At 59.1% G+C, this 26,696-nt stretch carries 23 protein-coding genes and 1 pseudogene; 14 read left to right on the top strand and 10 right to left on the bottom strand.

The window, feature by feature from the left end; all coding sequences use genetic code 11:
• The first annotated feature begins 104 nt into the window (after positions 1-104).
• From minD to AB4N76_RS22825, 6 genes are all read left to right on the top strand, one after another.
• Positions 105-929 (top strand): septum site-determining protein MinD, encoded by an 825-nt coding sequence (gene minD, locus AB4N76_RS22850; RefSeq protein ID WP_460163557.1) that lies wholly within the window; start codon positions 105-107, stop codon positions 927-929.
• Positions 916-1,170 (top strand): cell division topological specificity factor MinE, encoded by a 255-nt coding sequence (gene minE / locus AB4N76_RS22845; RefSeq protein ID WP_007944431.1) that lies wholly within the window; start codon positions 916-918, stop codon positions 1,168-1,170. Before minD ends, minE begins: the two co-directional genes overlap by 14 nt.
• A gap of 179 nt (positions 1,171-1,349) precedes the next feature.
• The gene (locus tag AB4N76_RS22840; RefSeq protein ID WP_046027121.1) at positions 1,350-1,985 is read left to right on the top strand and encodes an RluA family pseudouridine synthase; all 636 of its coding nucleotides are present in this window, start codon (positions 1,350-1,352) and stop codon (positions 1,983-1,985) included.
• A 190-nt stretch (positions 1,986-2,175) separates the two neighbouring features.
• A complete protein-coding gene (locus tag AB4N76_RS22835) occupies positions 2,176-3,465 on the top strand; it encodes a M18 family aminopeptidase (protein WP_109787711.1) in 1,290 nt (429 codons plus the stop codon).
• Between the two features lie 160 nt (positions 3,466-3,625).
• Positions 3,626-3,802, top strand: coding sequence for a hypothetical protein (locus AB4N76_RS22830; RefSeq protein ID WP_175648953.1), 177 nt, complete (start codon positions 3,626-3,628; stop codon positions 3,800-3,802).
• Between the two features lie 114 nt (positions 3,803-3,916).
• Complete coding sequence (locus AB4N76_RS22825; protein ID WP_460163556.1) at positions 3,917-6,064, top strand: mechanosensitive ion channel family protein; 2,148 nt, start codon at positions 3,917-3,919, stop codon at positions 6,062-6,064.
• Here AB4N76_RS22825 and AB4N76_RS22820 read toward each other — a convergent pair.
• A complete protein-coding gene (locus AB4N76_RS22820) occupies positions 6,040-6,753 on the bottom strand; it encodes a UTRA domain-containing protein (RefSeq protein WP_077430616.1) in 714 nt (237 codons plus the stop codon). The genes AB4N76_RS22825 and AB4N76_RS22820 overlap by 25 nt on opposite strands.
• A 361-nt stretch (positions 6,754-7,114) precedes the next feature.
• Here AB4N76_RS22820 and AB4N76_RS22815 point away from each other — a divergent pair, with 361 nt between their 5' ends.
• The 6 genes from AB4N76_RS22815 to AB4N76_RS22790 all read left to right on the top strand — a co-directional run bounded on the left by AB4N76_RS22815 (position 7,115) and on the right by AB4N76_RS22790 (position 12,489).
• Entirely contained in the window at positions 7,115-8,179 is a 1,065-nt protein-coding gene (locus tag AB4N76_RS22815) for an ABC transporter substrate-binding protein (RefSeq protein WP_046027125.1), read from the top strand.
• Positions 8,180-8,364: 185 nt separating this feature from the next.
• Positions 8,365-9,171: an alkaline phosphatase family protein gene (locus tag AB4N76_RS22810; protein ID WP_046027126.1), complete on the top strand. Its 807-nt coding sequence runs from the start codon at positions 8,365-8,367 to the stop codon at positions 9,169-9,171.
• On the top strand, positions 9,168-10,013 hold the full coding sequence (locus AB4N76_RS22805) for an ABC transporter permease (protein ID WP_460163555.1): 846 nt from the start codon (positions 9,168-9,170) through the stop codon (positions 10,011-10,013). Before AB4N76_RS22810 ends, AB4N76_RS22805 begins: the two co-directional genes overlap by 4 nt.
• Positions 10,000-10,800, top strand: a complete 801-nt coding sequence (locus tag AB4N76_RS22800) for an ABC transporter permease (RefSeq protein WP_046027128.1) — start codon at positions 10,000-10,002, stop codon at positions 10,798-10,800. Before AB4N76_RS22805 ends, AB4N76_RS22800 begins: the two co-directional genes overlap by 14 nt.
• A complete protein-coding gene (locus tag AB4N76_RS22795; RefSeq protein ID WP_046027129.1) occupies positions 10,797-11,801 on the top strand; it encodes an ABC transporter ATP-binding protein in 1,005 nt (334 codons plus the stop codon). Before AB4N76_RS22800 ends, AB4N76_RS22795 begins: the two co-directional genes overlap by 4 nt.
• Before the next feature lie 34 nt (positions 11,802-11,835).
• Positions 11,836-12,489, top strand: coding sequence for an HAD family hydrolase (locus AB4N76_RS22790; RefSeq protein WP_046027130.1), 654 nt, complete (start codon positions 11,836-11,838; stop codon positions 12,487-12,489).
• A gap of 114 nt (positions 12,490-12,603) precedes the next feature.
• Here AB4N76_RS22790 and AB4N76_RS22785 read toward each other — a convergent pair whose 3' ends face one another.
• The gene (locus AB4N76_RS22785; protein ID WP_460163554.1) at positions 12,604-13,566 is read right to left on the bottom strand and encodes an NAD(P)H-quinone oxidoreductase; all 963 of its coding nucleotides are present in this window, start codon (positions 13,564-13,566) and stop codon (positions 12,604-12,606) included.
• Between the two features lie 139 nt (positions 13,567-13,705).
• Between AB4N76_RS22785 and AB4N76_RS22780 the strand changes: the two genes are divergently transcribed.
• Positions 13,706-15,787, top strand: coding sequence for a carboxy terminal-processing peptidase (locus tag AB4N76_RS22780; protein ID WP_175649011.1), 2,082 nt, complete (start codon positions 13,706-13,708; stop codon positions 15,785-15,787).
• Between the two features lie 146 nt (positions 15,788-15,933).
• Complete coding sequence (locus AB4N76_RS22775; RefSeq protein ID WP_046027133.1) at positions 15,934-17,724, top strand: bifunctional diguanylate cyclase/phosphodiesterase; 1,791 nt, start codon at positions 15,934-15,936, stop codon at positions 17,722-17,724.
• A gap of 165 nt (positions 17,725-17,889) precedes the next feature.
• On the opposite strand, the gene AB4N76_RS22770 is transcribed toward AB4N76_RS22775, so the two are convergent.
• The 8 genes and pseudogenes from AB4N76_RS22770 to AB4N76_RS22735 form a co-directional block, all read right to left on the bottom strand.
• A complete protein-coding gene (locus tag AB4N76_RS22770) occupies positions 17,890-18,207 on the bottom strand; it encodes a hypothetical protein (protein WP_460163553.1) in 318 nt (105 codons plus the stop codon).
• A gap of 344 nt (positions 18,208-18,551) precedes the next feature.
• A complete protein-coding gene (locus AB4N76_RS22765) occupies positions 18,552-18,980 on the bottom strand; it encodes a hypothetical protein (RefSeq protein WP_460163552.1) in 429 nt (142 codons plus the stop codon).
• A gap of 9 nt (positions 18,981-18,989) precedes the next feature.
• A pseudogene (locus AB4N76_RS22760) lies at positions 18,990-23,791 on the bottom strand (RHS repeat-associated core domain-containing protein).
• Between the two features lie 192 nt (positions 23,792-23,983).
• Positions 23,984-24,391 (bottom strand): SEL1-like repeat protein, encoded by a 408-nt coding sequence (locus tag AB4N76_RS22755; protein WP_046032938.1) that lies wholly within the window; start codon positions 24,389-24,391, stop codon positions 23,984-23,986.
• Positions 24,392-24,763: a hypothetical protein gene (locus AB4N76_RS22750; RefSeq protein WP_007898892.1), complete on the bottom strand. Its 372-nt coding sequence runs from the start codon at positions 24,761-24,763 to the stop codon at positions 24,392-24,394.
• Positions 24,760-25,101 carry a helix-turn-helix domain-containing protein gene (locus AB4N76_RS22745; protein WP_046032946.1) on the bottom strand — a complete coding sequence of 114 codons (342 nt, stop codon included), beginning with the start codon at positions 25,099-25,101 and terminating at the stop codon, positions 24,760-24,762. The genes AB4N76_RS22750 and AB4N76_RS22745 overlap by 4 nt, the downstream gene beginning before the upstream one ends.
• A 114-nt stretch (positions 25,102-25,215) precedes the next feature.
• Positions 25,216-25,671 carry a YkvA family protein gene (locus AB4N76_RS22740; protein WP_046032937.1) on the bottom strand — a complete coding sequence of 152 codons (456 nt, stop codon included), beginning with the start codon at positions 25,669-25,671 and terminating at the stop codon, positions 25,216-25,218.
• 294 nt (positions 25,672-25,965) lie between these two features.
• The gene (locus tag AB4N76_RS22735; RefSeq protein WP_008060887.1) at positions 25,966-26,679 is read right to left on the bottom strand and encodes an FKBP-type peptidyl-prolyl cis-trans isomerase; all 714 of its coding nucleotides are present in this window, start codon (positions 26,677-26,679) and stop codon (positions 25,966-25,968) included.
• Between the last annotated feature and the right edge of the window lie 17 nt (positions 26,680-26,696).

Genomic DNA, 26,696 nt, shown 5'->3' with positions numbered 1-26,696 from the left:
CCCCGCCCAGGACCGAATTCCAGCCAAGGCTGTCCGACTGCAGTAGTTTTTCAAGAGATGTTTTTCAGGGGCTAAAAGTCCTTTTTCCTTAGGGGTGAAACACCTTGGCCAAGATTCTCGTGGTTACATCCGGCAAGGGTGGTGTGGGTAAGACCACCACCAGCGCCGCTATCGGTACCGGCCTCGCTCTGCGTGGTCACAAAACAGTTATCGTCGACTTCGACGTCGGCCTGCGTAACCTCGACCTGATCATGGGTTGCGAACGCCGCGTCGTGTATGACTTCGTCAACGTGGTCAATGGCGAAGCCAACCTGCAACAGGCGCTGATCAAAGACAAACGCCTGGAAAACCTTTACGTACTGGCCGCCAGCCAGACTCGGGACAAAGACGCGCTGACCACTGAAGGCGTGGAAAAAGTCCTGATGGCGTTGAAAGAAGACTTCGAATTCGTGGTCTGCGACTCTCCGGCGGGCATCGAGAAAGGCGCCCACCTGGCCATGTATTTCGCTGATGAAGCGATTGTCGTGACCAACCCGGAAGTGTCCTCGGTACGTGACTCGGACCGCATGCTCGGCTTGCTGGCCAGCAAGTCCCGTCGTGCCGAACGTGGTGAAGAGCAGATCAAGGAACACCTGCTGATTACCCGCTACCACCCGGAACGTGTCGAAAAAGGCGAAATGCTCAGCGTCGAAGACGTCAAGGAAATCCTTTCGATCAAATTGCTCGGCGTGATTCCGGAATCCCAGGCGGTGCTCAAGGCTTCCAACCAGGGCGTGCCAGTGATTCTTGACGACCAGAGCGATGCAGGTCAGGCCTACAGCGACACGGTTGATCGCCTCTTGGGCAAAGAAAAGGAACATCGTTTTCTCGATGTAACGAAGAAGGGATTCTTCGAGCGCCTGTTTGAGGTAGGTAATGAACATTTTTGACTTCTTTCGTGCCAACAAGAAGCCAAGTACCGCATCGGTAGCGAAAGAGCGTCTACAGATTATCGTGGCGCATGAACGCGGCCAGCGCAGTACCCCGGACTACCTGCCAGCCTTGCAGAAGGAATTGGTCGAAGTGATCCGCAAGTACGTCAACATCGGGTCCGATGACGTGCACGTCGCTCTGGAAAACCAGGGCAGTTGCTCGATTCTGGAACTCAACATCACCCTGCCGGATCGTTAATCGATCCAGCGGTAGCCACGGCGGCTCAGGCTTGCCCCTGCAGGAGCCGAGCTTGCTCGCGATGACGGTTTTACATTCAACGACGATGTTGAATGAACTACCGCTATCGCGAGCAAGCTCGGCGCCTACAGGGTGCGAGGTTCTGAGCCGCCGTTGGCGTTTGTTACGAGGCTGTTTTAATGCCGTTGTCCAACGTTCACATCATCCATCAGGACGCCGCCGTACTGGTGGTGAACAAACCGACCCTGTTGCTCTCCGTGCCCGGCCGGGCCGATGACAACAAGGACTGCCTGATTACCCGCCTGCAGGAAAACGGCTACCCGGAAGCGCGAATCGTCCATCGTCTGGACTGGGAAACCTCCGGCATCATTCTGCTGGCCCGCGACCCGGACACCCATCGCGAGTTGTCTCGGCAATTTCACGATCGCGAAACCGAAAAGGCCTACACCGCCCTGTGCTGGGGCCAACCGGAACTGGACAGCGGCAGCATCGACTTGCCACTGCGCTACGATCCGCCGACCAAGCCTCGTCATGTGGTCGACCACGAATTCGGTAAAAACGCCCTGACATTCTGGCGTGTGCTGGAGCGCTGCGGCGACTGGTGCCGCGTCGAACTGACGCCGATCACCGGCCGCTCGCACCAACTGCGCGTGCACATGCTTTCCATTGGCCACCCGCTGTTGGGTGACGGGCTCTACGCCCACGAGCAAGCCCTGGCCGCCTGGCCGCGCCTGTGCCTGCACGCCAGCATGCTGAGCTTTACTCATCCGCAAACCGGCGAACGTTTGCGCTTCGAGTGCCCGGCACCGTTCTGACAGCCGATGATTAACCTGTAGGAGCTGAGCTTGCTCGCGATAGGCGGTCTGTCAGCCGACATCCACGTTGAATGTGGCATCGTCATCGCGAGCAAGCTCGGCTCCTACAAGTGATTTTCCACACCCGCAGCCCACCGCCAATTCTCTGACCAATACGTTAAACTGGTGCCACTGCTGTCTGGAGCTTCTTATGCGCGAAGAGTTGAACCAAGGCCTGATCGACTTCCTCAAGGCCTCCCCTACCCCGTTCCATGCCACCGCCAGCCTTGTTCAACGGCTGGAAGCGGCGGGCTATCAACGCCTCGACGAACGCGAGCCATGGACCACCGAAGCCAACGGTCGCTACTACGTCACCCGTAACGACTCCTCGATTGTCGCGTTCAAGATGGGCCGTCATTCGCCACTGCATGGCGGTATTCGCCTGGTGGGCGCGCACACCGACAGCCCATGCCTGCGGGTCAAGCCCCAGCCGGAGCTGCAACGCCAGGGTTTCTGGCAATTGGGCGTCGAAGTCTATGGCGGTGCGTTGCTGGCGCCGTGGTTCGACCGTGACCTGTCCCTTGCCGGCCGCGTGACCTTCCGCCGTGATGGCAAGGTCGAAAGCCAGTTGATCGATTTCAAGGCGCCCATCGCCACCATCCCCAATCTGGCCATTCACCTCAACCGTGAAGCCAACATGGGCTGGGCGATCAACGCGCAAACCGAACTGCCGCCGATCCTTGCGCAATTCGCCGGTGACGAGCGCGTGGACTTCCGCGCCGTACTGACCAATCAGTTGGCGCTCGAGCATGGTTTGAACGCCGATGTCGTTCTTGACTACGAGTTGAGTTTCTACGACACCCAAAGCGCTGCGGTCATCGGTCTGCATGGTGACTTCATCGCCGGGGCGCGCCTGGATAACCTGCTGTCGTGCTACGCCGGCCTGCAAGCTTTGCTGACCGCCGAAACGGACGAAACCTGTGTGCTGGTCTGCAACGATCACGAAGAAGTCGGTTCCTGCTCGGCCTGCGGCGCCGATGGCCCGATGCTCGAGCAGACGTTGCGTCGCCTGTTGCCTGAAGGTGACGAGTTCGTGCGCACCATCCAGAAATCCCTGCTGGTGTCGGCCGACAATGCCCACGGCGTGCACCCGAACTACGCCGATAAGCACGACGCCAACCACGGCCCGAAACTCAACGCCGGCCCGGTGATCAAGGTCAACAGCAACCAGCGCTACGCCACCAACAGCGAAACCGCCGGCTTCTTCCGCCACCTGTGCATGGCCGAAGAAGTACCGGTGCAAAGCTTTGTGGTGCGTAGCGACATGGGATGTGGCTCGACCATCGGCCCGATCACCGCCAGCCACCTGGGCGTACGTACCGTGGACATCGGCCTGCCGACGTTTGCCATGCACTCGATCCGCGAACTGTGCGGCAGCCACGACCTGGCGCACCTGGTCAAAGTCCTGAGCGCGTTCTATGCCTGCCAGGAATTGCCGTAGCCGCTGAAAGGCTTCGCGAGCAGGCTCGCTCCCTACTGGTTGATACGAATCATGTGGGAGCGAGCGCTCTGCTCAGACCGGCTCATTTCTGATACACATCACCCTCGGTCACCCAAAAGCCACCTAGACTTAAATTATCCCTCCTGACAAGGCTGTCTCCATGATCTCGTTGTCTTCGTTTCACGCCATGCTGATCCCGATCCTCGCCGGGATGATCCTGCTGGCCCTCGGCTTCAACTTTCGTGACAAAAACGCCGGCGTGTTTGCCATGTGGATCGGCATGATGACGATCCTCGCCACCGTGGTGATTAAAATCCTCGCCAAACTCAACGAATAAATCCTCCCCTGGCTCGCATTGATTTAGACGGGCTCGTACACTCGGCCAATCCGTTCATCCCGAGGTTGACCGCCTAGTGCTCGCTCGTCTTTTCGCCCTGCCGTGTTCTCTTCCTTGCCTGCCCTCTTGGTGCTGCTGCCGATGGCACCTGCCCAGGCGGCCGGTTTGCCGAGCTTGCTCGGCGGTTCGACGAAAGCCCAGCCAGAGGCGCAAGTCCCGTTGGGGCAATCGCTCGACGAAGTCATCAAGTCGCTGGAAAACGATCAGCAGCGCACCAAGCTGCTCGCGGACCTGAAGAAGCTGCGCGACGCCACCAAAAAAGCCCAACCCGCCGCCGAAGAAGGCGTACTGGGCTTGATCGGCGGCACGTTGGCCACGTTTGAAAAACAATTCTCCGGGGCCGATAGCCCGCTCAATCGCTGGTCTGAAGAGTTTGGCCTGGCTCGCGATGAGCTGTCTGCGTTGCTGCTTCCCGCCAGTGAATGGCTGCCGATCATCTTCGCCTTCGCCATGATCCTGATGGTCTGGAGCCTGTTGGCAGCAGCCCTGATCTGGGTCAGTCATCGGGTGCGGATGCGCTTCGGCCTGACCGAAGAATTGCCGCAACACCCCAAGGCGCTGGACATGTTGCGCTTCGCCCTGCGCAAGCTCGGGCCATGGATGATCGCGTTGGTGATCACCGTCTACATGAGTTACGCCCTGCCCTCATCGCTGGGCAAAAGCCTGGCCATGGTGCTGGCTTATGCGCTGGTGGTCGGCACCTGTTTCTCGGCAATCTGCGTGATCGCGTTCTCCCTGCTCGATGGCCCACACCGCCACCGCGCCTTGTACATCCTGCGACACCAGGCGTTCCGGCCGTTATGGCTGATCGGCAGTTTCGCCGCGTTCGGTGAAGCGCTGAACGACCCCAGACTGGTCGCCGGCCTTGGCAGTCATCTGGCCCATACGGCCGCGACGGCCGCCAACGTCATGGCGGCGTTGTCCACCGGGCTGTTCATCATGCGGTTCCGCCGGCCGATCGCGCATTTGATCCGCAATCAGCCGCTGTCCCGACGCCTGACCCGGCGCGCGCTGAGCGATACCATCGAGATCCTCGGCACCTACTGGTATGTCCCGGCACTGGTGCTGGTGGGCGTCTCGCTGTTCGCCACGTTCGTCTCGGCCGGCGACACCAGCACCGCCTTGCGTCAGTCGCTGATCTGTACCGTGCTGCTGGTGTTGTGCATGGTCATCAACGGGCTGGTGCGGCGCCATGCCCTCAAACCGCAACGCGGTGTGAAGCGCCACGCGCTGTATTCGGAACGGCTGAAAAACTTCTTCTATACCCTCGCCCACTTGCTGGTGTGGCTGGCGTTCATCGAACTCGGCCTGCGGGTCTGGGGCATGTCGTTGATCTCGTTCACCGAAGGTGAAGGCCATGAGGTCAGCGTCAAACTGTTCAGCCTTGCCGGCACGCTGATTTTCGCCTGGCTGATCTGGATCCTCAGCGACACCGCCGTGCACCACGCGCTCACCCGTTCACGCAAAGGCCTGGCCAATGCCCGCGCGCAGACGATGATGCCGCTGATCCGCAACGTGTTGTTCGTGGCGATTTTCATTGTCGCGCTGATCGTCGCGCTGGCGAACATGGGCATGAACGTCACGCCATTGCTGGCCGGTGCCGGTGTCATCGGCCTGGCCATCGGTTTCGGCGCGCAGTCTCTGGTGGCAGACCTGATCACCGGACTGTTCATCATCATCGAAGACTCCTTGGCCATCGACGACTACGTGGACGTCGGCGGTCACCTGGGCACCGTCGAAGGGTTGACCATCCGCACCGTGCGCCTGCGGGACATCGACGGCATCGTCCACACCATTCCGTTCAGCGAAATCAAAAGCATCAAGAACTACTCCCGGGAATTCGGCTACGCCATTTTCCGCGTGGCCGTGCCCGCCAGCATGAACATCGATGAGGCCATCAAGTTGATGCGCGAAGTCGGCCAGAAAATGCGCACCGACCCGCTGCAACGGCGCAACATCTGGTCGCCGCTGGAGTTCCAGGGGGTTGAAAGCTTCGAGTCCGGCAACGCGATTCTTCGCGCCCGGTTCAAAACCGCGCCGATCAAACAGTGGGAGGTTTCACGGGCATTCAACCTGTCGCTCAAGCGTCATCTGGACGACGCAGGGATGGACCTGGCGATGCCGCGCATGAGCGTGCAGGTGGTGACCGCTGGTGGTGGACCGCAGACCGAAAACGATCAGACCACATCCACCCCGACGTGAATCGCATCATGACGCCAAAACTCCAGGTCACAATCGATCAGCCGCTCATGCTGATCGTAGTTGACCCGGGCGATGCGCAGTCCCGGGCTGCCCACTGACACCCGTAGCGCGGCGGCCGCATCCGCCGAGAGCGACGTTGGCACAATTTCGAAACGCACCCGCCCGTAGTGCAAATCGTAATGCCGTGCGTACAACTCGGTGATCGACTGATTCAAATCAAACTCGAGAATCCCCGGAAAATACTGCGGGTTCAGATAGTGCTCCACGTACAACACCAGCCGCTCATCAATGCGTCGCGCGCGGCAAATCTGGATCACGCTCGACAGCGCCGGCAATTGCAACCAGGCGCACACCGCCGCTGACGCCGGCTGCAACCGCGCCGAAATCACCTCGGTGGACGGCACCCGCCCCTGCGCACTGACCATCGCGTGAAAGTGACTGCGCTGCATCAGGTTATAGGCCAGGCGCGGTGGTGAAACGAACCAGCCGCGACGCTCCTCGCGATAAATCTGCCCCTGCGCTTCCAACTGCAACAGCGCCTCACGCACGGTAATCCGCGTGGTCCCGAACAACTCACTGAGCTTGCGCTCGGCCGGTAGCTTGCTGCCGGGCGGCAACAGACCGTGGTCGAGCTGTTCCTGCAGGACCTGACCTATGGCTGTCACCGCTTTTGTTGCCTCATCACGCATCAACGTTACCTATCTGGACTAGACCAGCACAGTTTCGGGGCAGAACCGCACTGTAACCCCGGCTCATTTTCATCCTGCAAGCGTAGGCAGTGCAGATGACTGATCGATGACAAAGCTACCCAACGGTCATGCCCACGGTCGCTTCAAGCCCTGCAATACATCGGCCAAGTCCCTTGTTCACCGGGCCTTTGCCCATGGTCTACGCTTATCTGGCACCTGCCAATACCGGGCAAATAATTGTGCTGCCGGGCGACGACCGACATGAAAGTGTCATCGAGCCCACCTAAATTGGCTCAGGTATTGCTGACCTAGACCAACACAACCGCAATCGCAGCGTTGAAAACGCCCAAAGGAGCTTCGGATGAAAAAGCTTTTCCTGGCATCACTGTTAGGCTCGACCATTGCCATGTGCACCGCCGCCATGGCGGCTGATGATTTGAAAACCCTCGAAGCCGCTGCGAAAGCGGAAGGCGCCGTCAACAGCGTCGGCATGCCCGATGACTGGGCCAACTGGAAAGGCACCTGGGAAGACCTGGCCAAAACCTACGGCCTCAAGCACATCGACACCGACATGAGCTCGGCACAGGAAATCGCCAAGTTCGCCGCTGAAAAAGACAACGCCAGCGCCGACATCGGTGACGTGGGCGCAGCGTTCGGCCCGATCGCGGTCAAGCAAGGTGTGGTTCAACCGTACAAGCCGACGACCTGGGATCAGGTTCCCGCCTGGGCCAAGGACAAGGACGGCAACTGGGCACTGGCCTACACCGGCTCCATCGCGTTTATCGTCAACAAAAAACTGCTGCACGGTTCCGAAGCACCGACCAAGTGGGCTGACCTCAAGGGCGGCAAATACAAGGTTTCCATCGGTGACGTGAGCACGGCGGCCCAGGCGGCCAACGGTGTATTGGCAGCGGCATTGGCCAATGGCGGTAACGAGGCAAACCTTGAACCGGCCCTGAAACTGTTCGCCGAAATCGCCAAGCAGGGTCGCCTGTCCATGGCCAACCCGACGATTGCCACCATGGAGAAGGGTGAAATCGAAGTCGGCGTGGTCTGGGACTTCAACGGCCTGAGCTACAGGGCCAAGATGGCCAACCCGGATGACTACGTAGTGCTGATTCCATCCGATGGTTCGGTGATTTCCGGCTACACCACCATCATCAACAAATACGCAAAAAACCCGAACGCCGCCAAGCTGGCCCGCGAATACATCTTCAGCGACGCCGGCCAGATCAACCTGGCAAAAGGCAACGCGCGTCCGATCCGTGCCGAGCACATCACATTGCCGGCCGACGTGAAGTCCAAGCTGCTGCCTAACGAGCAGTACAAAAACGTGACGCCGATCAAAGACGCGGACGCATGGGAAAAGACCTCCAAAGCCCTTCCTCAGAAGTGGCAAGAAGAAGTCATCATCAATATGCAGTAATGCGGTAGATCCCCATCTGGAGATCTAATGGAGATCCCTGTGGGAGCGAGCTTGCTCGCGATGGCGGACTGACCGTCAACATTGATGCTGACGGGTCCTCCGCCATCGCGAGCAAGCTCGCTCCCACATGGGATTGAATTGACTTCAAGATTTTCGACATCCTGTTTCGCGGAGTTTTTGCCCCTATGAAGCACAACGTCATCCTTGTCGTGCTCGACGGCCTCAATTACGAGGTCGCGCGCCACACCATGGGGCACCTGCAGGCCTACGTCGGCGCAGGACGCGCAGCGCTCTACAAACTGGAGTGCGAACTGCCGGCCCTGTCTCGCCCCTTGTACGAATGCATTCTCACCGGCGTCCCGCCGATCGAGAGCGGCATCGTTCACAACAATGTCTCGCGCCTGTCCAACCAGCGCAGCATCTATCACTACGCCACCGACGCCGGCCTGAAAACCGCTGCGGCGGCTTATCACTGGGTCAGTGAGCTGTACAACCGCTCGCCGTTTATTGCCGCACGGGACCGTCACACCGACGACGAGAACCTGCCGATCCAGCACGGTCACTTTTACTGGAACGACCACTACCCGGATTCGCACCTGTTCGCCGACGCCGAAAACCTGCGCTTGCGTCATGCGCCGAACTTTCTATTGATCCACCCCATGAACATCGACGACGCCGGGCACAAACACGGCCTCGACACCCCGCAATACCGCAACAGCGCCCGTTCGGCCGACATCATCCTGGCCGACTACCTGCGCACCTGGCTCGACGCCGGTTATCAAGTACTGGTGACGGCCGACCACGGCATGAACAACGACCGATCCCACAACGGCCTGTTGCCGGAAGAACGCGAAGTGCCACTGTTTGTCCTCGGCGATGCGTTCAGCTTGAACACCAGCGCTACGCCGAAACAGACTGAAATCTGCGGCACCGTCTGCGAACTGCTGGGCGTCGCCCACGACAAACCTGTGTGCCGGGAGCTGCTCAAGTGAATGCCAATACCCGTGGCAAGTGGCTGGCGGCGTTGTGTCTTGTGCCCTTTGTAGTGTTCTTTATCGTGTTCGAAATCGCCCCGCTGATCTGGGTGATGATCAACAGCCTGGAATCGGAAGAGTTTGGCTGGGGCCTGGCCAACTTCACCAAGATCTTCAATTCAAAGTTCTATTTGCAGGCGATCCAGTACAGCCTTGAGATCAGTTTCTGGTCCAGCGTATTCGGGATCATCATCGCGGTGCTGGGCGCCTACTCCCTGCGTCGGGTCGACTCGAAACTGCGCAACTTCGTCAACGCCTTCGCCAACATGACCAGCAACTTCGCCGGCGTGCCACTGGCCTTCGCGTTCATCATTCTGCTGGGCTTCAACGGCAGCTTCACCATCATGCTCAAGCAGGCCGGGATCATTCAGGACTTCAACCTGTACTCGAAAACCGGGCTGATCATTCTCTACACCTACTTCCAGATTCCGCTCGGCGTGTTGCTGCTCTACCCGGCGTTCGATGCCTTGCGCGAAGACTGGCGCGAGTCCGCCGAACTGCTCGGAGCCAGCGACTGGCAGTTCTGGCGGCACATCGGTTTGCCGGTGCTGACGCCAGCGCTGCTCGGCACATTCGTGATCCTGCTGGCCAACGCCCTCGGCGCCTACGCGACGGTGTATGCACTGACCACCGGCAATTTCAACGTGATGACCATCCGCATCGCGGCAATGGTGTCCGGAGATATTTCCCTCGATCCGAATCTGGCCAGTGCCCTGGCGGTGGTGTTGGTGGCGTTGATGACCCTGGTGACCATCGTGCATCAGCTGCTGTTGAAGAGGAGTTACCATGTCTCGCGCTGAACTGGGCCCCGTGGGCGTTTACCACCGCGTCGTGGTGTACCTGCTGTTTGCCATTCTGTTGTTGCCGCTGCTCGGCACGTTCATCTATTCGATCTCCAGCAGTTGGTCGGCAACTATCCTGCCCAGCGGCTTCAGCATCAAATGGTACGTGCAGCTGTGGAGCGATCCGCGCTTTCTGAACGCTTTCGGTCAATCGCTACTGGTCTGCGTCGGTGCGCTGATCCTGTCGGTGGTGCTGATTCTGCCGCTGCTGTTTGTGGTGCATTACCATTTCCCGAAACTCGACGCATTGATGAACATTCTGATCCTGCTGCCCTTCGCGGTGCCGCCGGTAGTGTCTTCGGTGGGGCTGTTGCAACTCTACGGGTCGGGGCCTTTCGCGATGGTCGGCACGCCGTGGATTCTGATTGGCTGCTATTTCACGATTGCCCTGCCGTTCATGTACCGGGCCATCACCAACAACTTGCAAGCGATCAACCTGAGCGACTTGATGGACGCCGCCCAACTGCTCGGCGCCAGCACCTGGCAAGCGGCCTTCCTGGTGGTGCTGCCGAACCTGCGCAAAGGCTTGATGGTGGCGTTGCTGCTGTCGTTCTCGTTCCTGTTCGGCGAGTTCGTGTTCGCCAACATCCTCGTCGGCACCCGCTACGAAACCCTGCAGGTCTACCTCAACAACATGCGCAACAGCAGCGGCCACTTCACCAGCGCACTGGTGATTTCCTACTTCCTCTTTGTGCTGGTTCTGACCTGGGCGGCCAATATCTTGAACAAGGACAAAAGCGAATGAGCTATGTGAGCGTCCAACATCTTCAAAAGAGCTACTCATCATCAAGGCAGGCCGGCACCACAGTATTCAGCGACATCAACTGCGAAATCCAGAAAGGTGAATTCGTTACCCTGCTCGGCCCGTCCGGTTGCGGCAAGTCCACGCTGCTGCGCTGCATCGCCGGCCTGACCTCGGTCGATGGCGGCAAGATCCTGCTCGATGGCCAGGACCTCGTTCCCCTGAGCCCGCAGAAACGCGGAATCGGCATGGTGTTTCAGAGCTATGCGCTGTTTCCGAACATGACGGTGGAACAAAACGTCGCCTTCGGCCTGCGGATGCAGAAGGTCAACGCCGACGACAGCCAGAAGCGCGTCGCCGAAGTGCTCAGTTTGGTGGAGTTGAACGACTTCGCCGCTCGATATCCGCATCAACTGTCCGGCGGCCAATGCCAGCGCGTCGCCCTCGCCCGTTCACTGGTGACCCGGCCACGCTTGTTGTTGCTGGACGAACCGCTGTCAGCCCTCGATGCACGGATTCGCAAGCACCTGCGCGAACAGATCCGTCAGATCCAGCGTGAACTGGGCCTGACCACGATCTTTGTCACACACGATCAGGAAGAAGCGCTGACCATGTCAGACCGGATTTTCCTGATGAATCAGGGAAAGATCGTACAAAGCGGCGACGCCGAAACCCTGTACACCGCCCCGGTGGATGTCTTTGCCGCCGGTTTCATCGGCAACTACAACCTGCTGGATGCCGACAGCGCCTCGAAGCTGCTGCAACGGCCAATCAGCCACCGCATCGCCATTCGCCCGGAAGCCATCGAGCTGAGCCTGAACGGCCAACTGGATGCCCAGGTGCGCAGCCACAGTTTGCTGGGCAACGTGATTCGGTACCGGGTCGAAGCCCGTGGTGTGGAATTGGTGGTAGATGTGCTCAACCGCTCGGCGGCCGACCTGCATCCCGATGGTCAGCGCCTGGCGCTTTCCATCGATCCGACGGCCCTGTGTGAGGTAGCCTGATGACCTTGCTGATGTTGAAGAGAGAACTGCACTAATGGCCCTGGCAATTTTTGATCTGGATGAAACCTTGATCCACGGCGACTGCGCCACCCTCTGGAGCGAGCAAATGGGTCGACTGGGCTGGGTCGATCCCGAGTCGTTCATGCGTCAGAACAACGAACTGATGGACGCCTACAGCCACGGCAAGTTGCGAATGGAGGACTACATGACCTTCAGCCTGGAACCGATGATCGGCCGCACGCCGGAAGAGGTTGAGCACTTGGTCGGGCCTTGGGTGGAGGACTTCATCGAGCCGATTATCTTCAGCGACGCGACCAAGGCCATCGCCGCCCACCGCAAGGCCGGCGACCGGATTCTGGTGATCTCGGCGTCCGGCACGCACCTGGTGAAGCCGATTGCCAATCGCCTGGGCATCGACGAGATTCTCGGCATCGAACTGGAAGTGGCGCATGGCGTGTACAGCGGCCACACCGTGGGCACGCTGACCTACCGCGAAGGCAAGATCATCCGATTGCTGGAATGGCTGGATGCGGAAGAGGAAAACCTCGAAGGCGCGAGTTTTTATTCCGACTCTCGTAACGATTTGCCGTTGTTGCTGAAGGTAGATTTCCCACACGTGGTAAACCCGGATCCGGTGCTGCTTGGGCACGCCGAAAAAGCCGGCTGGCCGATCCATCTCTGGAAGTAACATAAATTACCTTGTGGGAGCGTGGCTTGCCCGCGATGAACGATGACGCGGTCTGACTGATACACCGCGTCGCCTGAATCGCGGGCAAGCCACGCTCCCACAGGTTTTGTATTGTCAAACCAGGCTTTCGTCGATCACCAGCACCAGCTTCCCCGCCACCGTGTTGCTCGCCAATTCGGCAAACGCCGCTTCGGCATCCTTGATCGGGAACGTCCTGGCCAACTGCGGGCTCAAACGCCCCTCGGCAAACAGTGGCCAGACGTGCTGGCTCAAATCGCTGAACAAGTCCGCCTTGAACTGATCGTCGCGACTGCGCAAGGTCGACCCCAGCAGTTGCACACGCTTGGCCAGCACTTGCGCCAGGTCCAGCTGCGCCTCACGGCCGCCCATCAGGCCGATCAGCACCCAACGTCCATCTCGGGCCAGCAGCTTGAGGTTCAGCGCCGCGTAATGACCGCCAACCGGGTCGAGGATCACATCGAATGGCCCCAGGTCATTCAAACTGTCCAGGCCACCCTTGCGCACCACCCCGCCCTGCGCCCCCAGCGCCTCACAGTAAGCCAGACGCTCGGCAGAACCGACGCTGACCCAGCACGGGTTGCCAAACGCCTTGCACAGCTGAATGGCGGCTGAACCAATTCCACTTGCTCCGGCGTGCAGAAGAACTTTCTCACCCGGTTTAAGCGCCGCGAGTTGATACAAATTCAGCCAGACGGTTGCATACACTTCGGGCAGTGCTGCCGCCTCGACCAGTGACAAACCGTCTGGCACTGGCAACACATGCCGTCCGTCGACAACTACCTCTTCGGCCATCCCGCCCCCGGCCAGCAAGGCGCAAACCCGATCTCCGACCTGCCAGGAAGACCCCGGGCCGACCTCGCTGATCACCCCTGAACACTCAAGACCCAGTACTTGACTGGCCCCGGGCGGCGGCGGATACAGACCCGCTTTCTGTAACAAATCGGCGCGATTGAGACCCGCAGCCGCCACGCGAATGCGAACTTGTCCTACATCGCATGTAGGACTGGGCTCTTCAAGCCACTCCACTTGACCGTCAACGCCTTGCAATGCTTTCACAGTGCCTCCATAGTGAGTCTGGACTGAGCCCGTAGCTGTAGCCTCGGGCTTTCTTGCATTATGCGACCGGCCCTTGTGGATCCGGCGACTTCAAAGACGGCCTAATATGCGTGATCAATTGTCCCCGCGTCGAATCAGCATGAAGCATTTTTTCCCTGGCACCGCCCTAGCCCTATTCATTGGTATCGGCCTGTTGCCGCTATCGACCAATACGTTTGCAGCCAATAGCTGGGACAAGCTTCAGCCTGATCGTGACGAAGTAATCGCCAGTCTGAACGTCGTCGAATTGCTCAAGCGCCATCACTACAGTAAGCCGCCGCTCGATGACGCGCGCTCCGTGATCATCTACGACAGCTACCTCAAGCTGCTGGACCCGTCGCGCAGCTACTTCATGGCCAGCGACATCGCGGAATTCGACAAATGGAAAACCCAGTTTGACGACTTCCTCAAAAGCGGCGACCTGAACGCCGGGTTCACCATCTACAAGCGCTACCTGGACCGCGTCAAGGCGCGTCTGGACTTCGCCCTTGCCGAGTTGAACAAAGGCGTCGACAAGATCGATTTCACCACCAAGGAAACCTTGCTGATCGACCGCAAGGACGCGCCTTGGCTCAAGTCCACCGCCGAACTCGACGACCTGTGGCGCAAACGCGTCAAGGACGAAGTGCTGCGCCAGAAGATCGCAGGCAAGGACTCCAAGCAAATCCAGGAAACCCTGACCAAGCGCTACAAGAACCAGTTGGCGCGCCTGGACCAGACCCGCGCGGAAGACATCTTCCAGGCGTACATCAACACCTTCGCCATGTCCTACGACCCGCACACCAACTATCTGTCGCCGGATAACGCGGAGAACTTCGACATCAACATGAGCCTGTCCCTGGAGGGCATCGGCGCTGTGTTGCAGAGCGATAACGACCAGGTGAAAGTCGTGCGTCTGGTGCCGGCAGGCCCGGCCGACAAAACCAAACTGGTTGCTCCGGCCGACAAGATCATTGGTGTTGCCCAAGGCAACAAAGAGATGGTCGACGTGGTCGGCTGGCGTCTCGACGAAGTGGTCAAGCTGATCCGCGGCCCGAAAGGCACCGTGGTGCGCCTGGAAGTCATTCCGGCCAGCAATGCGCCTAACGACCAGACTTCCAAGATCGTGCCGATCACCCGCGAAGCGGTGAAGCTTGAAGACCAGGCCGTGAAGAAGTCCGTGCTGAACCTGAAACAGGACGGCAAGGACTACAAGCTCGGCGTCATCGAGATTCCGGCCTTCTACCTGGACTTCAAAGCCTTCCGTGCCGGTGATCCGGACTACAAGAGCACCACGCGCGACGTCAAGAAACTGCTGACCGAGCTGCAGAAGGAAAAAGTCGACGGCGTGGTCATTGACCTGCGTAACAACGGCGGCGGTTCCCTGCAGGAAGCCACCGAACTGACCAGCCTGTTCATCGACAAGGGCCCTACTGTTCTGGTGCGTAATGCCGACGGCCGTGTCGACGTGCTGGAAGACGAAAACCCGGGCGCGTTCTACAAAGGCCCGATGGCGTTGCTGGTCAACCGCTTGTCCGCCTCGGCTTCGGAGATTTTTGCCGGCGCCATGCAGGACTACCACCGCGCGTTGATCATCGGCGGCCAGACCTTCGGCAAAGGCACCGTGCAGACCATTCAGCCGCTGAACCACGGCGAACTGAAACTGACCCTGGCCAAGTTCTACCGGGTTTCCGGCCAGAGCACCCAGCATCAGGGCGTACTGCCGGACATCGATTACCCGTCGATTATCGACACCAAGGAAATCGGCGAAAGCGCCCTGCCGGAAGCCATGCCGTGGGACACCATCCATGCGGCCATCAAGCCTGCGGTCGACCCGTTCAAACCGTACCTCTCGCAACTCAAGTCCGAGCATGACGTGCGTTCGGCCAAAGACGCGGAGTTCGTGTTTATCCGCGACAAACTGGCCCTGGCGCAGAAACTGATGGCAGAAAAAACCGTCAGCCTCAATGAAGCGGATCGTCGTGCACAACACACCGATATCGAAGCCAAACAACTGGCCATGGAAAACATCCGTCGCAAGGCCAAGGGCGAAGAGCCGCTCAAAGAGCTGAAGAAAGAAGACGAAGACGCCATCGCGGCCGAGCCGGACAAGACCAAGCCAGAAGACGACGCCTACCTGAGCGAGACCGGTCGGATCCTGCTGGACTACCTGAAACTCAACAGCGCGGTCGCCAAGCACTAAGTTGTTACAATCACGATGATGGCAATTTAATGCTGACGCTCCCCGGAGCGTCATCAAACAGTCATCATTCTGTCGTGAAATAAGGGACTGGGAGCACCTCTGAAAAGAGGCTGCTCCCAGTCCTTTTTTATCGCCCCGAGATTGCCATGACCATGACAGAACAGCTGAGTGCCTTGAGTTCCATACTGGCTCAAAGCGGCTTGCACAGCCTGTTCCAGCCGATCATTTCCCTCTCCGAGCGACGCATTGTCGGCTATGAAGCCCTTACTCGCGGCCCTTCGAACAGCCCGCTGCACTCCCCCATCGCCTTGTTCTCCGTGGCGCGCCAGGCCGGTCGCTTGAGCGAGCTGGAAATCGCTTGCCGTGAAAGTGCTTGCCGACGTTTCAACGAACAGCAACTGCCAGGCAAGCTGTTTCTCAATGTCTCCCCGGAATCCCTGCTCGAAGCCGCCCACCAGCCTGGGCGCACGCTGCAACTGCTGCAGGATTTCGGTATTCCACCGAGTCAGGTGGTCATCGAACTCACTGAACAGACCCCGACCGACGATTTCCAGTTGCTGCAAAACGCGCTGCATCACTATCGGGCGATGGGCTTTTCCATCGCACTGGATGATCTGGGGGCGGGGTATTCAAGCTTGCGATTGTGGTCCGAGCTGCGTCCGGATTACGTGAAGATTGATCGCCATTTCATCGACGGGATTCACCAGGACGCGCTCAAACGCGAATTTGTCGGCTCGATCCTGCAAATCGCCAAAGCCTCGCGGGCCCAAGTGATTGCCGAAGGTATCGAATTGCCGGAAGAGCTCGCGGTGTTGACCGAGATGGGCGTCGACCTGGTCCAGGGCTATTTGCTGTGCCGTCCTCAGGAGCACCCGCCCCGGGATGCACGTAACCTGATGCCCAAACACGACAGCACCGCCGTCGCGCTTAACGACGAAGGCAGCGACCTCAGTGCCCTGCTCAACGACCAACCGGCCGTGTCGCGCGATACGCCGACCGCCACCGTGCTGGAAGCGTTCCGCCGCCAGGCCAACCTGAACTCCCTGGCGGTGCTCGACGAGCAAGGCCACCCCTGCGGCATCGTTCACCGGCATTCGCTCTCAGACGCGCTACTCAAGCCGTTTGCCACCGACCTGTTCGCGCGCAAACCGATCAGCCGCTTGATGAACGACGACTTTCTGGCCGTGGAAATGAGCCAGTCACTGCAACAGGTCAGTCGCCTGATCACCAGCCGCGCCCGCCAGCGCATCGAAGAAGATTTCATCATCACCCTCAACGGCAGTTATCTGGGACTGGGTCGGGTCATTGATGTACTCAAACTGATTACCGAACTAAAAATCCAGCAAGCCCGCTACGCCAACCCGCTGACCCTGTTGCCCGGCAACGTACCGATCCAGCAATGCCTGACGCGGTTGCTGCAACAGGAGCGCGAGTCGATCATCTGCTACGTCGACATCGACAGCTTCAAACCCTTCAACGACATCTACGGCTACGGCCGTGGAGACGAAGTCCTGTTGTGCCTGGCGCAATGCCTGAATGACCGCGTCGACCCTTCCCGCGACTTCGTCGGCCATATCGGCGGCGACGACTTCCTGCTGGTGCTCGGCCCGGAAGACTGGCGAAAACGGTTGAACCAGTTGCTGGACGACTTCCACAGCCAATGCCGACGCTTCTACCGTAGCGAACATTTGGAAGCCGAGTGCTTTATTGCGCCGAACCGTCAGGGTGTGCGGCAGGAGTTTCCATTGTTGTCATTGTCGATCGGCGTGGTCCATTTGCATCCACAGGCCTGTGGACAACTCGATGCGAGCCAGTTGGCGGAGATGGCATCGCAGGCTAAACACCATGCGAAGAATGTGCAGGGGTATAGCGTGCATGTGATTGATAGTTTGGCGGTGCCAGCAGCCGAAGAAACGCTAATGGCCGGACACCGCTAACCCGACCATTCCCACGCTCCCGCATGGGAATGCCTCCAGGGACGCTCCGCGTTCCAGTCACGCCACCGGTGTCGAGCCGGGCACCCGATTGACGCAGAGCGTCATGGGCTGCATTCCCACGCAGAGCGCGGGAACGATCATTCAAAAAGCAGTGAGTCGAGACGCCTAAGGCGTTGCCCGCAACCGCCGCCCGATCACATCCAGCACATCACAGCCATCGCGCAACGGGATGGCGCACAGCAAGGCAAAATCGCTGAGGATGAAGGACTCGCACTCGACCGAACCACGCATCGACATGTTCTCCAGCACCTGCGTGACGGCGCGAATTCGATAGCTGGCAGCGTCATACAAAACATCGAGCGGCGCGTGGGTATCGACGAACAGCGTGGGCATGTCGGTGCAGTTGCCGGTGAGGGCCATGAAGCGGCTTTTGGGGTGGGGGATTGGTTTTTCGTAGGGTGGATCGGGGTGAAGATTTTTCATTATTGAAGCCTCTGGTAGTGAACGGTCGCTACCATCGGCCTTCCTACAGGCTTGGGTGGCAGCTATGCACGGGGTAGGAATATCGAGACCAGAGAACTCGACCACACCGAAGCGTGCCCGCGCACGGCCGCCGCAACTGATCTTACGGACGCATGTTGACGGCCGCAATTCAGGTGTCGACGCCAAAGCGTCCTCTCTAGTCTTGAAGGGTTCCTACACCCTGCCACTGAATGTTCAGTGACCACCAGAGACTATCGATGGAAAACATTTCACACCAGTTCATGGAAACCGCCGCGACTTGAAGGAAACTTCCGACGGTCTTGCCCAGAAATTTCGCGTCCGTCTCAAAAACGCCGACTACCAAGTGGATTGGTCTTCAAGACTGGCTTTTTTAAGGTCTTCTTCCACTCTTCTCTTGCGTATTTATATACATCTTCAAAGAAGCCTCGAGGATCGACTATCTCCGTCTCATCCCAAGCCATAGACGTATTTGCCTCATAATCACTTTCAAACTGTGTAGAAAAATCAAAATTCGACTGTGCTAGAGCATCCTCAAGAATCTTAAACATCAAAAATCGATGCCTATATGGCAAATACTCAAGCTTACCTAACAGAAACACCCTAATAATTTTTTCTCTATCAGCACTATCATTCGGGTTATATACCCACAATGCCTCACCAAGTGTTTCCTCACGATCAAAAATAGAGATACCTCCCAACCAGTACAAAAGCGTTGGCTCAAAAGGAAGGTCATACAAAGGCCACTTCAACATTTCATTATCCTAATCCGGGAACGCAGTATAGGGTTTGACAAGACCACCCTGACGAAACCTGACCTCTGAGTAATTCAACTCATCTACATACTGCGGATTATCTAGATCTTTTTTATTTGGTTTATAGCCTCTACCACCTGCCGGCATTTCCTTCCTTACAACGGGATCCCCTGTTTGGGTAAAACCCGTGGGAGCAGGTGGATTTCGACTCATCCTAGAAACCGCATCATTTATCGCATTCATCTGGAGTAACCAGCTTCTGAACTGGGAACTTGGATTAATTCTCTCCTTTTTTCCTTTTTTTGTTGGATGACTCCCATCAATCGATCTCTGCTTTAGCGCCGCGTCTGGAATTTCGGGATTATGCTTCGCGACAGTATGCATGTCGTAATCTTCCTCCCATTCCAAAACTCGCCGCTTCGCATTTGCCTCTGCCAACTCATCAATCCGCACCCTCCGCTGATTTCCCCTCAGCTTTGGCAGCGGCGGCTCACCTTCATCAACCCTAGCGCCAGTCGTATCATCCGGCGCCGAACACCCAGGCTTATTCGGCGGCGGGCAGTTCCCGCTCAACCCCAACGGATCAACCCACCCCGTCGGGTTCGGCGTGTACTGGTACTGATTCAGCCCACCCGCCAACTTGATCGGGTCCGGCGTCAGGTACCGTCCAACATCCGGATCATAGTACCGATGCCGGTTGTAGTGCAGGCCGCTCTCGGCGTCGAAGTATTGCCCCTGAAACCGTAGCGGCTGCTCAAGCTGCTCGCCTCCGCCGAACGCCAGGCGCGTGACTTTGCCGTAGGCGTTGTACTTCGCCGACCAGACGATTTCGCCGCCAAAATCGGTCAGTTCCTGCGGCGTGCCGAGGTGATCGAGTTGGTAGTAGAACGGGCAGGCCTTGCGCGGGCCTTTGCCGTCGAGCATCGCCAGCGGGCGGAAGCTGCCGGGTTCGTAGACGTAGCTGCGGTAGTGTTCGCGGCTGCTTTCGGCGATGAGGTTATCGCCCTGCCAGAAGAATTCGGTGGTGTGGCCGTCGACGGTTTTGGCGATGCGGCGGCCAAAGGCGTCGTAGTGGTAACTGGCGGTGCGACCGTCCGGGGTGGTGACGCCGATCAAGCGGTGCTGGCAGTCGTAGCGGTAGTCGGTGACGAGCTTTTTTGCGGTGCCGCGGCGTTCGCGGATCAGGTTGCCGAAGGCGTCGTAGTCGTAGTGGCGGTCGCCTTGCAGGAGCAGGCGATTGCCCTGCACTTTGGCGGCGCCGGGGCGGTCCTGCATCAGCAGGTTGCCGGCTGGGTCGTGGGCGAAGCTTTCCGGTGGGTCGTCGCGGGTGTGGCGCACGCCCGTCAGGCGGTTGAGCGGGTCGTATTGGTAGTTGCGCTGGCCGTGGCGGGTGTCGGTAATGCTGTCGAGATTGCCGTTGGCGCTGTAGGCATAGTCGCGGCGGTACAGGTTTTTTTGCTGTTGACTGACAGCGTGAGCCTGCAAACGGCCCTGATCGTCGTAGGCATATTCGCTGAGCAACTGGCCTTGCTGGCGCCGCTGCTCGCGACCGAAGGCAAACTGATGGCTGGTGAGCCGCGTGTCGTTGAGGTCGACGGCGGTCAGCGTACCGCCCTTGGCGTGGTGGTAGTCGAGTTTGCTGTTGTCCGGCAGGCGCAGGCGCGTGAGCTGGCCGCAGGCGTCGTAGGCATAACGCAGCGTGCCCCAGCCCTGATGTTCGGTGATCAGCCGGTCCTGTCGGTCGTACTCGAATTCCAGCGGATGGTCGTGGCCGTCGTCGACACCAACCAGCCGGCCGAGGCTGTCGTAGCGGTATTCGACCTTGAGGCCGTCGGGCAGGGTTTTGACCCGCAACCGACCGGCCGAATCCCGCTCGTAAGCGGTGATCAGCTGCGAGCCGTCAGCGCCGAACTCGGTTTTCTCCAGCAGATGGCCATTGAGGTCGTAGGCGTACGCCGTGCGTTGGCCGTCGAAGCCGGTTTCCTGTCGGATCAATCCGCTGGCGGTGTAGTCCAGCTGATATTTTTCACCGGATTCGTTCTCGATTTCCGTGAGTAACAGCTGCGCGTTGTCGTAGCGATATTTCAGCTGAGTGCCATCGGCGTTGAGACGGCGGCTGACCAGGTGCAGATCGTCGACGTACTCGTAACGCGTGACGCGCCCCAGTTCGTCGCGTTCGGCGGTGATTTTTCCGTAGGCGTTGTAGCTATAGGCGCGACTGGCACCAGTAGGAAGAATCGTCTGGGTCAGTCGGCCAACGGCGTCCCATTGGTACTTCGTGACGGCGCCATGTTCGTCCTGACGGGTAAGCTGCCGCCCCAAGGCATCGTAGGAAAAGCGCCGTTGACCACCGTCGGGCAAGGTCTCTTCGAGCAATTGCCCCAAGGCATTCCAGAGGAATACATGGCGGCTGGTGTCCGGGTAGCGGGTCGACAGCAAACGTCCTTGGGCATCGTAGTGGTAATGGGTGGTTTGGCCATCGGGGTCAGTCGCTTCGGTGACGTCGCCCTGAGCGTTACGGTGGTACTTCCAAATGGCTTGGCCGCGATAGCGCGCATGCAGGAAACCGTTGCGGTACTCGTAGGCCGTTGGCTCGTCTTCTGGCGGAATCAGCGCCACCAGGCGTCCGACTTCGTCATAGCGGTATTCGGTGACGGCGCCGAGCGGGTCCTGTTCGGCGATCAGCCGCCCTTGCTCGTCGTAGGCCTTGAGCTGTTCGCCACCGTCCAGGTCGACCTTGCGCACCAGCCGCGCACGCTCGTCGTGGACGTAAACTTCTTCGCTGCCATCGCTGTTGTGGACGGTGACGCTGCCAGCGTCATCCCAGACATAGCGCGCGTCCATCTGCGCAAACGACGCCCAGTGACGGATGCAGCGCGCGGCCTTGCCGGAGCGCTCCCACTCCCAGAAAAACTCGCCCCCCCAGCCAGTTGCCGCTGGAGGATGACGTGTTGGTCGTCGTAGTCGTAGCGCTCGCTTTCGTCGGCGGCGTTGGTCGCTTCGATGAGTTGCGCGCGTTCGTCGTAGGCGTAACTGACCAGGGTTTGCTCGGTCTGCCAGGACTCGTCGTGGGTCTGCGCCGGGGTAAACACCTGGTAGTCGACGGCAACCAGATGGCTGCGTTCATAGCGCAAGCGCAAGGCGCGGCCGGCACCGTTGTCGAGGCGCTGAATGCGTTCCTGGCGGTCGCGGGTGATGCGCAAGCGGTTGTCGTACGCATCGCTGATCGCCGTGAGTCGGCCGTGGTGAAAGTGGTAAAAGCGCGTGTCGTCACCGGCCTGGGCGAGGATCAGTTCTTCCGGTTCGGCCCCGAGGTAAATCGCGGCGCGCGACAGGCTGTTGTGGATTGCCGGGCGCTCGGTGCTCGGCAGCGGGAACGGAGTGCTACGGTTTTCGTGGTCGATCCAGGTGACAGTGTCGGCGTCGATTTCCAGTCGATGGGATAAGGAATGACTCCAGCCGAAACCGAGGCCGCTATCGAGCTCGGCAGCGCTGGTGCGATAGAGCCGGGTGAAGTCGAACGGCAGGAGGCCATCCAGCGTACCGTCAGTGAGGGTCAGCAGTTCTTCGCCGGTGACCATCGACACCGGACACTTGTTGGTGGCGGTGTTAGCGGCGGAATCGGCACTGTCGCCGTTGGGGTTTTTCGCCTGATCCGGGACGTTGTCGTGGTGTTCGTTTTGCTTGAGGGCGGTGTTGCGTTTGGCATTCCAGCGCAACTGCATGCGGCCCTTTTTAAGACCCGCCGCCACACCACGTGCGGCGACGGTTTTGTAGCGGTCGACGTAGGTCGTGAAGCGGTTGATGATCGTGAAGATCGCTTTGACGAAGCCCGTTACTGCGCTGACGAACCGCGCACCATGGTGGGCCAGGCGCAGGCCCAGATAGGCAATGCCAGCGCCCGCACCGGCGAAGGTCAAGACGATCCCGATCAGCAGGTCGATGAGCAATTGCACCACGGCTGCCGAAACAACTTCGGCGGTTTTACCGACGATCTCGCTCGGCGGCAGCATCTCCAACCACAGGCTGGCCGTGCGCAGCAGCAAACACAGCGCCGCTTCGTCACTGGCCAGCAGTTGGACCGTTGCCATCACCTCCGGCGCGGTCTTCGCGAGTTTGACCAGCTCGGCAGCACCACTGCCCAATCGCTTAACGAACTTACCGGGATCTTGAAGGATGTCCGACAGCAAGCTGATGCTGTCCCACACGCCGACCACCGCCGCCCAACTCCCGGCGAGCATGCCGTTCCCCGCCGCGGCAAAAGTCGATTGCGACCACTGCGGCTTGAACCCCTCCCACTCCTTGCGCAGCCACCCGTCCAGCTCTTTGCTCAGGCCGTCGTAGGCGGAAAAAAGCTCATCAATTTGCTCAGGCGCCACTTCGCTTTGAACTTGAACGCGGTAGAACTTGCCGGGTGTACCTTCGAACTGCCCTTTGCCGTTTTCATCGAGCCTGACCGGCGTGATCTTGCCGCCCTCCACGGCAATGACATCTACCTGAATATTCCCCAACGGAATGTCATAAACCGACTCGAACTTGCTCTCGATCTGCAGAATGCCGCCTGCCGGACACTGCGCCACATTGGACAGAAAATCCGCATCGCCACTGCTCACCGCCGTCGTGGTACTGCCCAGTTTGATCAGCCGTTCCATACCCATCAGCGCAGGCATATCCACGGCGTGACTGGCCGTGTCCGCCGTTCGGTTAAACCAGCGCTTGAGCTGTTCGCGGTATAGCGAAAGCGTGTCTGGAAAACTGTCGAGTTCCTGCTCGATGCGGGCGATGTGCGGGTGAACAATCGGGTCAATCATGGGCAATCCCTCGCGCAGAAAATGGGCGCGCGAGACTGTGCCGGGGATCAAACCGGAAAGAAGTCAGGGAAGTAGGCGATGGCCGTAGGGAAAATCTCTAATTCGCCCTCACAAAACGTCAGACAGGCACAAACAAAAACGTGGCGTGAGGTTTCCCTCACGCCACGTTCATTTATCAGACAGTTTTTGGGGTTACTGCGTAGGGCCGCGAGCCGCCAACTCTTTCAATTTGAGCTCGGCCAATGGATGCCCGGCCTTGGCGGCCATGCCCCACCAGCGCGCGGCTTCGAGTGGGTCCGGCGCCTTGCTCGGCGTGCCGGCCAGGCTGATCACACCGACCTGGTAGGCGGCCTTGCCGTCACCCGCCAACGCCGCCAGGCGCAGCAGTCGAACGCCCTCTTCACGAGCACCCAGCCCGACACCGCGAAAGGTCAAAATGTGGCCATAGAAGCTCTGAGCGCCAACGTCACCCAGGTTCGCCATGCGTGCGAACTGGCCTTCGAGCCAGTGCCAGCCCCGCGGCTGGCGCACAAACCATGACCAATGAAACAAACGGCGAGCCAGCCAGTAACCAGCCCGCGCCTTGAGCTTTAAAAACACTCAGGCCTCTGCCGATTCGGGGTATTCGTATTCGAACACTCGCACCACTTCCGATGCATGCCAGGACGCGGCGGCGACACCGTCAGACGGCCCGGAAAAACGCCCCAGACGCTCGACACATTCGAAGAAGCCGGTGCGCGGAAGACGGCTGGCACCCTGGCTGATCACCAGCGAACTACGCAACGGCTGTTCGGCCCTCGCATCCAGTGCGGCCAGATGTTCAAGGGCTGCCGTCAGGGTTTGCATGGCCGGCGTGGGCAATTGCAAGCGCTCCAGCAACGCTCGATACGTCAAGAGATGGCGCTGACGTCGCGCCTGATCCAGCTCCCCAAGCAATCCGTCCCAATGTTGACGACTGATGCGTACGCTCACGATTCATCCCTCCACCCTGGCACCGTCAATTCCCAGGCCAGGCTGCGGCGAATCGCAGCGTCGGGTTGACGCTCGCCACTTTCGATCAAGGCCAGATAAGACGGGCTGATGCCTACCGTGCGGGCCAACGCTTCAATGGCGATGCCCTTCCCTTCGCGCAAACTGCGTAGTTGATCCAGACCGGGAAGAAACGGGTCTGGTGTTGCCACGTGAGGCACTGGCGCTTCGCGTGGCGGTTGCTCGTTGATGCCTGCTGCTTTCAGTAGAGCCTGATATTGAGCCCACGGTAAAACTGCATACTCGGGCTCGCCTTCGCGTGTGATTATCTGAATATCCATGACTTCCCCGTAGGACAACGACACTTAGCGAGTCGGCACTTTTCCCTAGAAGTGTAATCCTAACAGCGGCCAAGGTCGCGCGGGGGTATGAATAAAGGGGGATTCTCAATCAGTTCAGTGTTTTCTCGGGCCCTGAAGCTGAAGTTTTTCCGGGGTGTCAGGCAGACGCTCGACCACCGCCAGCTTTTCCGGCACCTGACGTTTGCGCCAGAGGCGGAAGGCGTTGAGTTCGTCGTCGAGCACTTTCATCAGCCAGGCCAGCACTGCGATGTCATCGAGCATGCCGAACACGGGAAGGAAATCCGGAATGGCATCCACCGGACTGAGGAAATACATCAGGCCTGCGACCACCGAGATCAGCGCCTTCGGGCTGATGGCACGGTACTCCCCACGCCAGTAGGCCAGGCACAGTGCCTGCAACAAGCGCAAATCGTCTTTGACCTTGCCCAGACGATTACCCTGGCTGGCACCTTTGCTGGCAACAGCGAACAGCAGCGTCGGCAAACGCCCGCGTGCGAGCAGGCGCCCGGCGAGTGGCAAGAATCGAGCGAAACTCCAGGGTGCTTTCATCATTCCTCCCACTGAAATGTTATCCACACAAATTGTGGATAACCTTGTGAACAGAGCTGCATTTCACGGCTGAAACCCCCGTTTCATAAGGGTCTCGCTCAGATCGGGCGTTTTTTACTCACATAAAAAAACCCAAGATTTCATTGACTTGGAGCGCCGGCGCCGCTAGCACGGGCCTCTTCAATGGCTATGACTCCAGCGTACAGCAACCGTTCGCTTTGTTTACCTTCGCTAAACGCCAGATGCAACAACGCCCCGCATTAAGCGAGGCGTTGTTGTCAAAGCAGACGCAGATTACTTGGCGGCGTCTTCTTTGGCTGGATCTTTGATCGCCAGCAGTTCCAGGTCAAATACCAGCACCGAGTTGGCTGGAATTGCCGGGCTTGGGCTTTGGGCGCCGTAAGCCAGTTCGCTAGGGATGTACAGTTTGTACTTCTCGCCAACGTGCATCAGTTGCAGGCCTTCGACCCAACCCGGGATCACACCGCTAACCGGCAGATCGATCGGGCTACCGCGCTCGACGGAGCTGTCGAAAACGGTGCCGTTGGTCAGCTTGCCGGTGTAGTGAACGGTCACTACATCAGTCGGCTTAGGCTGTGCGCCATCGGCTTTCTTTTCCACTTCGTATTGCAAGCCCGAAGCGGTGGTCACTACGCCGGCCTTCTTGGCGTTTTCTTCGAGGAACTTCTTGCCGGCAGCGGCCGACTCTTCGCTCATCTTGGCCATACGCTCTTCAGCACGCTTTTGCAGCGCGGCGAAGGCTTCGACCAGCTCCTCGTCTTTGAGTTTCTGCTCTTTCTTGCCGACGGCATCTTCGATGCCCTGGGCTACGGCCTTGGAGTCCAGGTCATCCATGCCTTCTTGAGCCAGGCTTTTGCCCATGTTCAGGCCAATGCCGTAGGAAGCTTTTTGCGCCGGAGTTTTCAGCTCTACGCTGGTCTGCGAATCACAACCCGCGAGTACCAGGCTAACCAGGGCTACCGCCGCCGCCAACCGATGCTGTTTCATGCTATTTCCTTGTTCAT

Source organism: Pseudomonas sp. S2_F03 (assembly GCF_054668335.1).
The sequence above is the reverse complement of the archived record's forward strand: the minus strand, read 5'-3'. Positions and strand labels throughout refer to the sequence as shown.